Annotated in this window: 10 protein-coding genes; 5 read left to right on the top strand and 5 right to left on the bottom strand. The window is 61.6% G+C overall.

What is annotated here, in order from left to right:
- Positions 1–411: 411 nt before the first annotated feature.
- Both V1280_RS16080 and V1280_RS16085 read right to left on the bottom strand, forming a co-directional pair.
- Entirely contained in the window at positions 412–972 is a 561-nt protein-coding gene (locus tag V1280_RS16080; protein WP_334525698.1) for a hypothetical protein, read from the bottom strand.
- 18 nt (positions 973–990) lie between these two features.
- The gene (locus tag V1280_RS16085; RefSeq protein WP_334525701.1) at positions 991–2787 is read right to left on the bottom strand and encodes a caspase family protein; all 1797 of its coding nucleotides are present in this window, start codon (positions 2785–2787) and stop codon (positions 991–993) included.
- 292 nt (positions 2788–3079) lie between these two features.
- Between V1280_RS16085 and V1280_RS16090 the strand changes: the two genes are divergently transcribed.
- The 4 genes from V1280_RS16090 (at position 3080) to V1280_RS16105 (ending at position 8316) form a co-directional block, all read left to right on the top strand.
- Entirely contained in the window at positions 3080–3742 is a 663-nt protein-coding gene (locus V1280_RS16090; RefSeq protein ID WP_334525704.1) for a methyltransferase family protein, read from the top strand.
- 352 nt (positions 3743–4094) lie between these two features.
- Positions 4095–5978, top strand: coding sequence for a caspase family protein (locus V1280_RS16095; protein WP_334525707.1), 1884 nt, complete (start codon positions 4095–4097; stop codon positions 5976–5978).
- A gap of 38 nt (positions 5979–6016) precedes the next feature.
- Entirely contained in the window at positions 6017–7045 is a 1029-nt protein-coding gene (locus V1280_RS16100) for a hypothetical protein (protein ID WP_148776553.1), read from the top strand.
- Between the two features lie 92 nt (positions 7046–7137).
- On the top strand, positions 7138–8316 hold the full coding sequence (locus tag V1280_RS16105) for a hypothetical protein (protein WP_334525714.1): 1179 nt from the start codon (positions 7138–7140) through the stop codon (positions 8314–8316).
- 19 nt (positions 8317–8335) lie between these two features.
- Here the strand turns inward: V1280_RS16105 and V1280_RS16110 are convergent, their stop codons facing one another.
- The 3 genes from V1280_RS16110 to V1280_RS16120 form a co-directional block, all read right to left on the bottom strand.
- Positions 8336–8995: a DUF4384 domain-containing protein gene (locus tag V1280_RS16110; RefSeq protein WP_148776555.1), complete on the bottom strand. Its 660-nt coding sequence runs from the start codon at positions 8993–8995 to the stop codon at positions 8336–8338.
- A gap of 19 nt (positions 8996–9014) precedes the next feature.
- Entirely contained in the window at positions 9015–10838 is a 1824-nt protein-coding gene (locus V1280_RS16115; RefSeq protein WP_442895233.1) for a caspase family protein, read from the bottom strand.
- Positions 10839–10953: 115 nt separating this feature from the next.
- Positions 10954–12720 carry a hypothetical protein gene (locus tag V1280_RS16120; RefSeq protein ID WP_334525722.1) on the bottom strand — a complete coding sequence of 589 codons (1767 nt, stop codon included), beginning with the start codon at positions 12718–12720 and terminating at the stop codon, positions 10954–10956.
- Positions 12721–12878: 158 nt separating this feature from the next.
- Here V1280_RS16120 and V1280_RS16125 point away from each other — a divergent pair, with 158 nt between their 5' ends.
- Positions 12879–13160, top strand: a complete 282-nt coding sequence (locus V1280_RS16125) for a hypothetical protein (protein ID WP_148776558.1) — start codon at positions 12879–12881, stop codon at positions 13158–13160.
- Positions 13161–13176 lie beyond the last annotated feature (16 nt).

Below are 13176 nucleotides of genomic sequence, written 5' to 3' on the forward strand. Positions count from 1 at the left end.
CGAGACACCGCAATTAGGCTGAAGCCCAACGGAGCGGTCGGACTTGGCCTTCTAAAAAATCTTCACCCCCACTTGAAACCAAAACTGACTTTGCTAATTTTTATGTCGCCATCGGACGATGATGATGGTGAATGTAATCGTCGCCTACTCATCGGTCAGAGATGGTCCGACAAAGCCGCTGATTGAGAGTCAGCCGCGGATCGATTAAAATCAATGACTTGCCGGTCCCACGACTGCGCTTAACCGGCTGAAAATGGGGATTCGTCGCATGGCCACATCAGTCAGTACATGCCTCCCTAAAAGCGCGATTGCCCCCAGCCCGTTTCCCGTCGAATGCGGCTGCCCGCTTATCCGATTTAGACAGCCACGACGCTGCGAGGATCAATTGCATCGTGGAGCTTCGGACGCGGCTTAACCGCCAAATCTCTTGACCAGCTTTGACCCCTTGGCCGTGCCGATCTGCTGGCTGGTCAAATCGCTGCCCGCACTCAATCCAGGCACCATGAGGTTCTTGACGCGCTGCGCCGCCTGCTTCTCGTTGGAATAGTCGATCTCGACATGATCGAGCTCCATCAGATGCCCAATCTCGTGTGCCCAGGCGCGTCCACTGGCGTGGTCATTGCCATACCACTGGACGAAGCTCGTCGGCTCGGGAATGCCGTTCGGAAACGAGCCCCCGCCGGCGTTCAGATTTGGAATAGAATTGACGAGGTAGATGTGGACCGCATTGTCGGGGTCATGCCGGGACGCCAGAACACCCAGCAGGACCTCGTCACTGCTGCGCCGGCTCTTTGCCATGTCGAGCGGCCTTTCCATCACGCAATCACTGATCACAAATGCGATCTTGGCCTTCGACCAGATCGTATTGACGACATCAAGCGCCTTCTTGGCCGTGTCGCAATCCCATTGCGCAGGCTCGAGAACGCCTCTATCGGCGAACGGCGTGATATAAAGTCTCAGCGGAACGGACATGCGAGGCTGCCAAATATTTCAGGGCAGGAAGAACGGCATAAAGCCGGGGCCGCCACCTCCGCCGCTACCACCCGAGTTGGCCTCCGCCTTCGGAGGCCGCGAGGGCCTTGCCGGAGCCTCTTCACGTTCTCTGCTCCTGCGCTCGACCCTTGCGGATGGCGCCTGACGGGCCTTCTGCTTCTCGCACTCATCGTCGTTGTTCAGGAAGTAACCCGCAGCGCAGGTGATCCTGACGCATTGGTCTCCGTCGCGCTTCTGGCCGGATCCGCAAACCAACGGGCAAACCCGCGCCGATTTAAGCTTGATTGCGTCGAGCGCCTCAGTGCTGGCGGCCTTGGCGTCGAGCGTGGTGCCGGCGTTCTTGTTGAACAATTCAAGCGAACGCCGTGAGGCGGGATCCCAGTCGCCATCGGCCGGTCCGCTGAAGCAGCCAACCCGGCGCAACTCGGCCTGCACCGATTTTGCAAGCTCGGCCTTCGACGGTGGAGTGGGCGGCGGTGTCGGCGCGGACGGCTGTGGAGCCGGCAGCGCGGCCACTTTTGCATCCGGATTCGGCTTGGCCTCTTGCGACGAGTCGGACGCAGCCGGCGCACCAATTCTCGCGGCGACGGCAATTTCAGCAGCCTGACGCCGCTGCTCGGCTTGCGCTGCCAATTGTTGAGCGGTCTCTTTGGCCTTCTCCGCCTCGATACGGGCGTCCCGCGCCGCCTTCAGGTCAGAGGCCGCTTTGGCCAGTTGTGTCTGTTGGGCACCCTGACTAACAAGCCGCGCCTGTTCCTGCTCGGCCTGGCGCGCCTTTTCGGCAGCGGCGACGCGCTTGTCTTCCGCATCGATCTTGGCGAGCTGCAGCTTGGCCAGATTTGCGTAATAGCCGTCCGGATACTGGGCGAGGAAGTAGTTCAACGCATCCTTATTGCCGATCTGTAGTGCAAGTTCATAGTCGTGCCGAATTTCGGCACGTGCCGAGAGCACTGACGTTGCGGGCAGCGGCGGCGGGGCCGGTTGAGGCGCTGCGGCGACCGCTTCCTTGGCCGGTCCTGGTACGAGCGGCACATCGTCACCGCCAAGCGTACCGTACACATACGGCTCCTGCTTGTTGCCGGTGGCTTTCATCACGTCGTCGCGGACGAAACCGAAGACCCTGCGCAGATCCATGCCCGGACTGCCGATATATTTCACCAGCGCGGAGGCATAGGGACTGTTCTTGCTGCCGCCGTCCGACGCCGTCGAACCCGCCTTGGCGGCGAAGGCAACGAGTGTATTCGATGTCGGCGGCTCGATTCTGGCCAGGCCCCGGCTCACAGCCCGCGAGCCGACCGTCCGCTTCATCTTGTCGGCGAAAGGATTGTTGCGGCAAGCGTCGAGGATCACGAGCCGCAGCTGCCGTGCAGGCTCGATTGCCAGCAGCACCCGCTCGAGCGAAAAGGCTTCGTCGTACACATCCGTATCGCGCTCGAGCGTCGCATCCGTCGGGATCAGGTAGTTCGTACCCTCGAGTTCAATGCCGTGACCGGCGTAGTAGACAAGGGCAACATCCGAGTCGCGCGCGACGTCGGCAAAATCGCGCAGGGCCCGCCGCATTTCGGTCGCCTGGAGATCCGTGCGGATCTGCACGACGTCGAAGCCCGCTTTTTTCAGCGTCTCCTCGACGATCGCAGCGTCATTGGCAGGATTGGCAAGCGGTGCGGCGTTTTTGTAGGCGGAGTTACCGATAATGAGCGCAACACGGTTCGCCGCCCAGGCCGGCTGACTGACGAGCAGCACAGCGAGAAAAAACAGGATTCGGCGCAATGTCACAGATCCGTGCAAATGCATCGCAGTACAACTGTTTTTAATGGGTCTTCTTCTATCATTTGTGTCGCCACAACCGAAGCGGTTCAAAACCGCCTCTCGGTCAGCAAGTGGAACCCACAAGGGGCGGCAGGACTGCGCTGGCTGCCCGGTCGATTGACGTCCCGGCAAGCCTGCCGTTTAGTGATGCAGATTTCGAACGAGCGGGATCACTCCTGTGATTGACGCGAAACTCGACCAGGCTGGGATAGCCAGGAAACGGACCGCCGGGCGCAGCGTCAATCCCTGGTCGGACTGGAGCGCCAAAGCAGCCGTCGTGATCGTCTATGGCGGATCCGCGCTCGTGGGCGCCGCCAGCGTCCCTCGCCTGCTTCCGCCCGACAATATCCACGACCTGCTGACGGTCGCCGCCAGAATTGCCAACGTCCTGTTCCTCGGCCTCGTCGCACTGGCAACCGTGACCCGGCTGGTCCCGATCATGAAGTCGCAGGGCATTGAGACGCGGGTCTCAGCCTTGCTGGGCACATTCTTGAGCATCGCGCTCGCGTTTCTTCCGAAGGCTGAGTTGGGACCGATCTGGTCGGCCGTTTCCACCACGTTGATCCTGGTGGGTATCTCGCTCAGTATCGTGGTGCTCCGCTGGCTGGGTAAATCGTTCAGCATCTTGGCAGAGGCCAGGCGCCTGGTGACGGAAGGGCCTTATGGAATTGTGCGGCATCCGCTCTATCTTTGCGAGGGGGTTGCTCTGGTCGGCATGACACTCCAGGTCCTTTCACCGCTTGCCGTGCTCGTCGCCATCATGGTCGTGACGAGCCAATACCGACGGATGATCAACGAAGAGCGGATCTTGAGGCAGGCATTTCCGGAATATGCCGCCTACGCCGCCGTAACTCCTTTTCTGATCCCTGCACGACCTCGGCGATCGGCCAATCAAGCCAGCGAAGAGCTTTCGACCAAAGCTATCGATCCGCAGGTCTAACACCGGATTTCACTTCCGCTTGATGTGCTGCCAGTGGAACTTCGATCCCAGCCAAGCCTAGCCCTCCTGCGCTTCAACGAAGCCATCGAAGACGATCAAAAAATCAATAAATATCAGTATGTTACATTACAAACACGCCCTTCTAGGCTCCAACCATGCCCAACGTGCCCGGCCCGACAATCGTCTCAGGCCTTTGAACGCATTCACTGAAATACGCGACAACATTAGGAATGGATCGTGCTCGAGACTGCTCCTGGACGGAGACAATCGGCCGCCGAGAGCTCATTTCTAAGCATTCTGCGCGGCCATCTTCGTTGACGCTCCCCTCTCGGCTGATGCTGGACGTTGCGCCATGAGCCTTTATACGCAAATCAAATTATTCGCCCTTGTCCTCGGCGCCTTGCTGGTCCTGACTGCTGAGCCGGCTTCCGCGACGAAGCGCGTGGCTTTGGTGATCGGCAATTCCACCTATCAAAACGCACCCCTGCTTCCCAACCCGGCCAACGACGCCGCCGCCATCGCAGCGACGTTGAAAGCGGCAGGATTTGACGTGGTCGACTCGAGGCTCAATCTCTCCGCGACAGACATGAAGCGAGCCTTGAGGGATTTCGCTGATCAAGTACGCGATGCCGACATTGCTCTCGTCTACTACGCAGGCCACGGGATCGAGATCGATGGCGCAAACTATCTGATCCCGACCGATGCAAGGCTCGAACGCGATACGGACATTTACGACGAGGCGTTCTCGCTCGACCGTGTGCTGCTGGCGATCGAGCCTGCGAGACAGCTACGGGTCGTGATCGTCGATGCGTGCCGCAACAATCCTTTTGCCGATACCATGAAGCGAACGGTTGCCTCACGATCGATCAGTCGCGGGCTCGCTAGGGTCGAGCCCACCGTATCCAATACGCTGATCGCCTTCGCCGCAAAGGCCGGGTTGACGGCGCTCGACGGCAACAGCAAGAACAGCCCGTACGCGGCGGCTCTGGTCAAGTACATCGCAAAGCCGGGCCTCGACCTGCGCAGGGTATTCGGCTTTGTCCGCGACGATGTCCTGCAAGCCACAGGAAACCGGCAGGAGCCCTACGTCTACGGCTCGTTGGGCGGCGAGGACGTTGCTCTCGTGCCTAGTGCCAAGGCAGAGGAACCGACGCCTGCGGCGGCAAATCCCCAGTCCGAGGTCCGCCGTGACTACGAACTGGCGTTGCAACTCAACAACAAGGCCGCCCTGGGCGTATTCCTGAGCCAGCATCCCGACGGGTATTACGCTAGTCTGGCAAAGCTTCAGCTCAACCAGATCGAGGCGGAGGACGCACGGATTGCCGCAACTGAGAAGGCGCGGCAGGCCGAACAGCAGCGCGTTCGGTTGGCTTCCGAAGGCGCCCAGCGCACCGACCAGGAAAAGGCGGCCGCAGACCTGAAGGCCGCGGAGAACGCCCGCATTGCCGCCGAAACGACAAAGCAGGTGGCGCAGCAGCAAGCAACTGATGCCGAGCGGAAGCGGGCCGCCTCCGAGGCATCGATCATCGCTGCACTCACCCCGAGGTCCGCGACCGAGAATTCTCTCGCAGCTGGTTCGCCTCCGGCGGCTGAGTCCGTCCAGAACGACACGAACGCAAAAATCGCCGCCCTGAACGACGGGCCGCACCAAGTCGATCCCGCCAGGGCCGATATCCCTCAAGCCGATCTTGCCAGGTCGGTACAGAGCGAGTTGAGCCGCGTCGGATGCTTCACGGGTGCCGTCGATGGCGAATGGAATGCGGCTTCGCAGCGCTCGCTGGCGCTCTTCAACCGCCAGGCGGGGACCAAATTCGACACCAAGCTTGCTAGTCTCGATGCGCTTGACGCAATCAAGCTCCGGCCGTCGCGGATCTGCCCGATGATCTGCGACCACGGCTACCGAGCCGACGGCGACCAGTGCAGCAAGATTACTTGCGCCGAAGGTTCGTTCCTCAACGACGACAATGAATGCGAGAAACGGCGCGGCAAGAAACCCGTTGCAAGCCGCAGCACGGACGAGCGCCCAACCCGCGCGGATCGGCCGGCCCGCGAAAAGCTCGCTCCGGCTGCGGAGGCTCCCGTGCCACGGCGGCAGGCGACAGCCAAGGGAAGCAGTGGCCAGATCTATTGCGACCGGCTTCTGTGCCGTCAGGTCAACCGTGGCTGTCACATCGAATCTCGTGGCGGCAACGGCGGCGCCGACGGCAATGCTGGAAATGTCGAGGTCTGCAACTAGCGCGCCGCAGAAGACGTGCCCGAAGCGGAGCGATCCGAGTGACAACGTGCGAACTGGAGCAGAAGGATATCGGCACCTTTCCAGGTGTGACCCTCTTCACCAAACGGCAGGCGCCCGGCATGAGGCCGACGGCGGTCTATCTCCCGCCGAAGCACCTCACGACCGCCACCAAGTTCGATGTCGTGCTCTGGCTGCATGGATTCTACGTCAGGGATCATGAATACCTGTTCCGCAATGATCCCGCGCGCTTGCGCGAACAGGTCCGGGATTCCGGCAGGGACGTTGTGCTTATCGCGCCATTCCTGGGCTACGAATATGCCGTCGGCGAAAGCTTTGCCGGCAACTACAGCGTCAAGGATCTGGCCTCTGCCAAATGGGGCGAACGCTACCTCGACGAAATACTCGGGGCTCTTGCCAGGTGGCTGGCTCCTGCTCTCGGAACCGGTTCCGGCTTTGGGACCAAGCCTGGCTCGGAGACCGTACCCCAGCTCCAGATCGGCAAGCTCATCATCGCCTGCCATTCTGGCGGGGGGAACGGCATGCGCAATCTGGTCGGAAGCCTCGGAAAATATCAGCCGAACCTGTCGGCCTGCTGGGGATTTGACTGCCTCTATGGCGCGATGGCACAGCCCGATGACGCGACGTTCTGGTACCAATGGTTGTCTGGTCAGAGCACCTGCGCACTCGAAATCGTCTACGGTCCGTCGACGCTTTCGCAATCGGTGAAGCTGGATTTGATCGGACGCGGACTGGCAACGCTCGATGGAGATCGTGCTCTGTCATCGCGCCCTGCCCTCAAGAACCTCAATGTGAGCGTGGGTCACTATGACGCATTTCCAGCCTTCGGGCAGATGGTCAGGGTCAATGATCTGGATCCAGCTTACGTGGACCGCTTCATGATTCCGCAGGTCGCCGACCAAGCTCCCCTGGGCCACAAGCCCGCCTCGCATCACGGTGAATTCCTCAAAAAGGCGATCTCAAACGTTCGCGACGCTTTTCCTTTTCCGAAAGACATTCATTACATGATCGCCCGGGGCGGTTTCTACGGCCGGCTGAACAAGCTGTAGATTTGCGGGAACGGCTGCGGCCGATCACGGACTAGCCGGCCAACCGGCCACCTGCTAGCTTCCGCCGTGGTGACGCGAGGAGACCTTCGCAGATGACGGGCAGCCCCTTCGACCCGAACACCGCACCAAAGGCCGGCAACACGGGCCAGGACCGCGCCGCGATGCGAGCGGACATGAACAAGGTCGCGCTGAAGCTGCACGAAGCCGGCATTCAGCTCTACGGCTTCTACAAAATCCACGACCTTGTGCCGTACTGGAATCCGCTTGGCTTCGACTTCATGTGCGACAACTGGCGGCAATTGCTCGACGCCGCCGGCAAGGCGCCGCGGCTGGGCTCTGACCAGATCGACATGCCGAGTTATGACCCGTGGCTGAAGGCAGGGGTCAAGAGCGTCGGCTTCACGCAGACCGGCAAAGCTCCGCACGTGCATCTCGACATTGCGATCGACCGGCCCGGGCTGTGCCGGATCTACATTCTGGAGAAAGACGATGAGCGGCGTCTCGACGCGCTGCGACGGGCCCGGGTCGTTACCGCGAGAGACACCGAGGTGTTCAGGAAGATCTACCGACGGGTGGAGGGTCTCGGTGTCGATCTCGACGAGCACATCGGTTCGCACCTGGAGGCAGGACGGCTCGTGCTCGACGGCATCAATTTCGTCGCCAAGGATCACAACCGGCTTCTCGATGTGCTGACGAATCTGAAATATCCCGCCGGCAACAGTGTTTTTTTCCGTGGAGAACGATCCGGCCGCGGTCATTTCTTCGGCAATGCCTCGTTCCTGGCAACCGAGGGCATCGGCTTTCGGCAAATCTGGCAGACATTTCCGGAAGAAAGACCGGTTGCGACGACCGACCCGCGAACCGGGCCGGCGATGGATCCCAAGGCTTCGGCTCGGTTCGGCGATTCAAAGAACCTGCCCGATCTCACCTCGGTGCACTGTGCCGTCTCGAAGCGGATCTGCAACTTTCACATCGACGAGATGGGCTTTGTGGTCAGGGACAGCAAAGGTACCATCATCGTCGACCCGGACGCGCTGCGGCATATTTTTGTCGAACTGCTCTGGAAAACCGACTTGCAGGGCAAGCTGCCCTTCTGGGCGCTCGACAACGTGAATTTCATGATCCCGAGTTCGCCAACCGATTTCTCTCGCGTCGGAGTGAGCGTCGACGTCGCGAAGTTCGGGCGTGTCAGCATCGCGCTCAACGGCAGCTGCTCGGTTGACGGCAAGATGGAAACATCCGGCACGCTCACGCTCGGTTTCAAGTTCTGAGCCAGTCGACGGCCCCGGCTTACTTGATGGAATAGGATTTGACGTCCAGCGACCAATTGTTCGACACCAGTCTTCCGTTGGCGCTGTCCGGCACACGCAACTCGCTGGTCCAGGCCGCCAGGTAGCTCAACGCGTCGGCCTGGCTCTGCAGCTTGCGCGGGAGATCCGGCAAATCGAGCAATTGCACACGCCGCTCACTGAGGATCGCAACCATGATAGCCGAGCCGGTCGGCGGTGCGACGACATACTCGAAGCCACGTTGCCGCGCTGCTGGCGTCGGCACAACGAACTGGACGCCGGGCTTGACAAGATTGATGTCGCGTTCGTCCGACTGCTCCACCAACTCGGGAGTCGGAAAGATCTGGGACATCCGTCCTTCCGCATCCACATCAACCAGAATGAGATAGCCCTTTTTCCTGGAAGTTACGCCGAACGATACCTTGCCGCCGACCTCGACCGTCGGACCCGGCAGGATCTCGAGGGACACGTTCGCGGAATTGCTCTGCACCGCACTGGTCTGTCCGCGCGTGACCTGGATGCGCCAAAGCGATGAAGCGATCGCTGGGCTTGCATGCGAGGATTCCGGGGGCAACGGCGCTGAGTGCGCGGGTCCGCCCGTCAGCAGGAGCAGCAACGCAAGGTATATTCGCTCGCGGCGGATCGGCTCCGATGGCGACATGGCTCCCCCGGTCAAACCGTCAGGGAGCACTGAAGAAGCCGATCGAGGCGATCCGCGCGTCCGCCGGCAGGTAACGCTCGAGACTCTTGATCAGTTGCCCCGACGCACGACGCCGATTGAGCTGGATCAGGACGGTCTCAAGGTCGGACATGCGCTGCTGCGAGGTCACCGCGACAATCTGCTCGGCGCCAAAAGGCTCGCCCACCCTGAGCGGTAGCCGCAAGCTCGGCGATTTGGCCAACGGCGCATCCGTACCCACGGGATACAACATCTGGATGGTTCCATCGCCTGACACATTGAACAGCAACAGCGCCCTCGCCGCGACGTCGGACAGTTCAACTTCGATGGTCTGGCCGGCGCGCTGCTGTCGATCGTCCGGCCAAATACGCATCGTCTGGGGTGAACGAGTTGCCATTCGCTTGAGCTCGCGGATGGCCGCGGTGCGATCCACGACCGTCGGCAAATTGGCCACCTCCATCCCGTAAGCGACCACATCGCCCCAGGCGATTACGTCATGAGACACGGGGTCCCAGATCAAGTCGGGATTATCCGTCGGCTGAACCGCCTGTACGGTGACATCCTTCGTGCTCACGCTCGAAAAATAGTTCATCTTGCCGTCGAGCGCCGCCAAGCGGATTGGCGTTGAAAGACGGGGGGGCGCCGGTGCGGTGCCGGCGAGCGCGGTGTCGGTCGGAACTGGATTGCTGGGAGCTGCATTGGGCGCGGCGACAAGGGTTGGTACCGTCGGAGTCTTGGTCGTGGCAACCGGTGCGGAGGGCGCCTTCCCATCAGCGGCAACCGTAGCCTGAGCAGTGGCGGTTCTCGCGGCCGGCCCCTGAATGAGCACCACACCGCGCGTCAGTTCGAAGGCGACGTCCGTCTCCGGCGTCTGCGCAGGCGACGATATCGTCACAATGTTCTGGCGCTGGTCTGAAAGCTGATAGACCACCTGGCGGACGTTGGCGAAGAGCTCCTTGAGTGTCACCTTGCCATCATGATTGATGTCCGCGCTGCCCTCTACAGCCCGCGCCACCGCGTAGCTGAGAGCCCCGCGCAGGCCATCGACCCCGGGGATTCGCACTTCCGGGGCCTTGGTGTTGCGATCAACGGCGGCCAGGAACGCGGTGTGATCGAGATCGAGCTCGGACTTCGGATCGTTGCTGTCCGACACCGGCTTCAATTCATCGACCAGCAGCGTGTAGCGCGGCACCTGGCGAAAACTCATCTCCTCAGCCCGCGGATCGATATCGCGCACCATTCCGCCGCCGTGGCAGGTGTCCGCGACGAAAATCACCTTCGCACCGCGCAGTTCGAACTGCCGGATGAAGTGGTTGAACTCGCTCCCCAGAACACGTTCGACCGATCCAGTCGGCGTGGTTTCGAAGCCTGGCAGCAGGAACACGTTTTCCATGCCGTCCGGCTCCGAGCCCTTGATGCGCTCCGGCTCCTGCGTGCCGTGACCAGCGATCGACAGAAAGACGAGATCGTTGTTCCTTGTCCGCTCCACCATCGCGCTGATTTCTCGCAGCACGCTCGCCCTGTCCGCTTGGGCATTGGTCAGCTCGACGACGTCGCCAACCCCCATCGTCTTCAGACTGGACACGATATCGGCGGCGTCGGCGACCGCCCCCTTCAGCTTGCGGACATGTTGATAATCATCAATGCCGATCACGAGCGCACGCACGGCCCCGCCATCCGGATTGCTTATGGAAAGCGCTTCCGCCGCCCGAGCATGCTGCAGCGGCAGGCCGATCATCGCGGCGAGCGCGATGGCCGCGCACAAGCGGCCGAACCTGTGTTCAAATCCTCTGGAGCTTCGCATCCTGATCCACCTCGACGTCATGCAGGCCGCCCCGGAACCAGATTGTCGGATCGAGGCGGTGGTCCGCCGTCCGGGTGTTCGAAACGCCAGCCGGCAGTAGTTCATAATCATCTGTAGCGCCGAGGACACCGGGGGTTCAGCGCTTCCTGGTCGCTGGCTTGTTGGTCGCAGCTTTGGCAGCCGTCGATTTGCGCCCCGTCGGCGCATCGTCCTCTTGATAGGCATCCGCCGAAACTGTCGCCTGGTCATCCGCGAAGGCACGGAACCGGACCGGATTGTAGCCACGTGCTAGCAGGCCCGCCAACGGATAGACGTTGCGGCAGACGCGTCCATTGCATCCACCGGTCGAGGATTCCATCACCTCCGCCTTGCGATCGGGCGTAAACCGCAGGAATAACATCACATGGGAGCCCGGCTTGTTGAGCGCATCGCCGGGCTTGAGGTCCCAGGGATTCGACACGGGGGCCGCGATCGCCGGGATGGCGGCAGTCGTGTAGTGGACCGAGAGTCCCCACGCGGCGCTGACGAACGCCGAACAGTCGACGCCCGCCACGTCTGGCCGCGGCGCGTTGCGGGTGCAGACGTTGCCGGCCAGCGTCCCGCTCTCGATCCGCTGCCGGAAATTTGCGAGCGAACCGTGGCAGCCCCAGCAATAGGGTACGCCGCGCACCTCCTGGTTCACCTTGCCCTCTAGGTACCACGGCCGACGAATGCGGTTGAAGCCGCTGCACTGGCTATCCGGATCGTTGCCATAGTTCGCCTGCGTCAGCTTCCACTGCACGCCTTCGAATGCGAACGCGGTCTCGATCGCCTGCTGACGATTGGAGGGCCGGACCGCGGCAGTCGCGCTGAACTTGACGTCGCTGTCGGGTCGGCCGTCGGGGCCCGGGGCCGGCTTCGCTGAGGTCCGCGACGGCCGCACGTCGATGACCAACACGTTGCCCAGCGGTTTGAAGCCAACGCCAACCACTTCGACACCGTCCGGCTTGGTTCGCAGGAAATAGACATCGCCATCACCCGAGACGGTGACGAACCGCCTGGTCAGCGGGGTGTTCTCGAGTGGCAGTTCGTAGATTCCCTCGATACGACCGTTTGCGGCATAGCGTGCGACGAAGGTCGAGGCGTTCTTCCCCGACGGCGGGATGTCCTCGGCCAGCACATAGAAGCGGTCGCTGTTGTCAATCTCGAGAAATTCGACCGTGCCGAGCTGGTCGCGCACGCGCAGACCGAGCGCGCCAATGGTCTCGTTGGTGACCATGGTCTGGATCTCGATCCGTACGCTGGAATTGCCCTTGTCCGGGATGACGTCGGCGATCACCGAGCCCTTGCTGCGGGACGCGATGTATTGCCGATCGGGCTGCCGCCCCTTCCTGATGACCGCCGCGCGCGTGTTCTGGTCGAGTAGGTCGGTTGCGCTGCCTGGCGGCTGCGACCCCATCTGGGCGAAGGCGGAGACGGCGACCTGATCGTCCACGCCGCGGCTTGAGACTTCCTCGAGCTGGATCTGGTCGCCGAGCCCACGCGTGGACTGCCCCGCCGCTGCCTTCAACGTGCGCACGCCGCCGTCCCAAACCATGATGTCGTCGTTGTGAACGACGAGGTCGGTCGGCTGGACATCCTTCGGCATCTTCAGGACGTCCGGGGCGGAGTTCGGTTGTTTGGGATCGAACTGGAGAATGCGGCCGTTGATCTGGTCGAGCACGAACAGGTTGCCCTGCCCGTCGGCGCTGAGCGCTTGGGGGCCCCCCAGTTCCACGTCCTCGCTGGCGGGAACGATGCCTACCATCGAGGGTGCCGAACCGCCGGCGAAGCTGCGCACGACAGTATCCTCGGCGTGCGCCGCGGTAGCGAAAATGCCGGCACCTGCGATCAAGACCCAAGTCCAGCAAAATCGACGAAACATATTCGCCTCAGTGTACCCCGAACCGATCGTCGCGCCGGACCGACTAATCCGAGATGCCGTTAATGCGGCGCGTCAATTAGTGGTGAGCAATCTCGATCCCGTTCAATTCTATCACTGGACGGTGATAGTCCGAATTCTTCAGCTTGCGGTGCAAATTCATGACAAGGAATAGATTTGAACAGGTCAACGAAGTCCAGCCCGACGCCATCACGTTAGTCCTGAAACGCGACAATGACGGCGCCACTGGATCGGTCGTGATGCCGGCCGCTGCGAGCGGCGGGCGACTGTCAAACGACCAGGTCAGTGCCGCGTTGCCGGCCCAGGATGCCTTTCGCGGCGCGATCCGGCTCGCCAATGATGTAAAGCTCGCGATCGTGGTGTGGGATCCGGACGGCGTCTGGAAGTCCGAATGGGGCGAGCTTTACCGGGCCCTCGACTGATCCATTGCCGAGCGGA

The sequence above is a fragment of the Bradyrhizobium sp. AZCC 2230 genome (assembly GCF_036924495.1).
In the GTDB taxonomy this organism is placed as follows: Bacteria; Pseudomonadota; Alphaproteobacteria; order Rhizobiales; family Xanthobacteraceae; genus Bradyrhizobium; species Bradyrhizobium rifense.

What these genes read in the sequence shown, in the direction of transcription:
- V1280_RS16080 (WP_334525698.1), bottom strand. Translation starts at nt 972, where the DNA reads ATGTCCGTTCCGCTGAGACTTTATATCACGCCGTTCGCCGATAGAGGC.
- V1280_RS16115 (WP_442895233.1), bottom strand. Translation starts at nt 10,838, where the DNA reads ATGACGTCGAGGTGGATCAGGATGCGAAGCTCCAGAGGATTTGAACAC.
- V1280_RS16105 (WP_334525714.1), top strand. Translation starts at nt 7,138, where the DNA reads ATGACGGGCAGCCCCTTCGACCCGAACACCGCACCAAAGGCCGGCAAC.
- V1280_RS16095 (WP_334525707.1), top strand. Translation starts at nt 4,095, where the DNA reads ATGAGCCTTTATACGCAAATCAAATTATTCGCCCTTGTCCTCGGCGCC.
- V1280_RS16110 (WP_148776555.1), bottom strand. Translation starts at nt 8,995, where the DNA reads ATGTCGCCATCGGAGCCGATCCGCCGCGAGCGAATATACCTTGCGTTG.
- V1280_RS16120 (WP_334525722.1), bottom strand. Translation starts at nt 12,720, where the DNA reads ATGTTTCGTCGATTTTGCTGGACTTGGGTCTTGATCGCAGGTGCCGGC.
- V1280_RS16125 (WP_148776558.1), top strand. Translation starts at nt 12,879, where the DNA reads ATGACAAGGAATAGATTTGAACAGGTCAACGAAGTCCAGCCCGACGCC.
- V1280_RS16085 (WP_334525701.1), bottom strand. Translation starts at nt 2,787, where the DNA reads ATGCATTTGCACGGATCTGTGACATTGCGCCGAATCCTGTTTTTTCTC.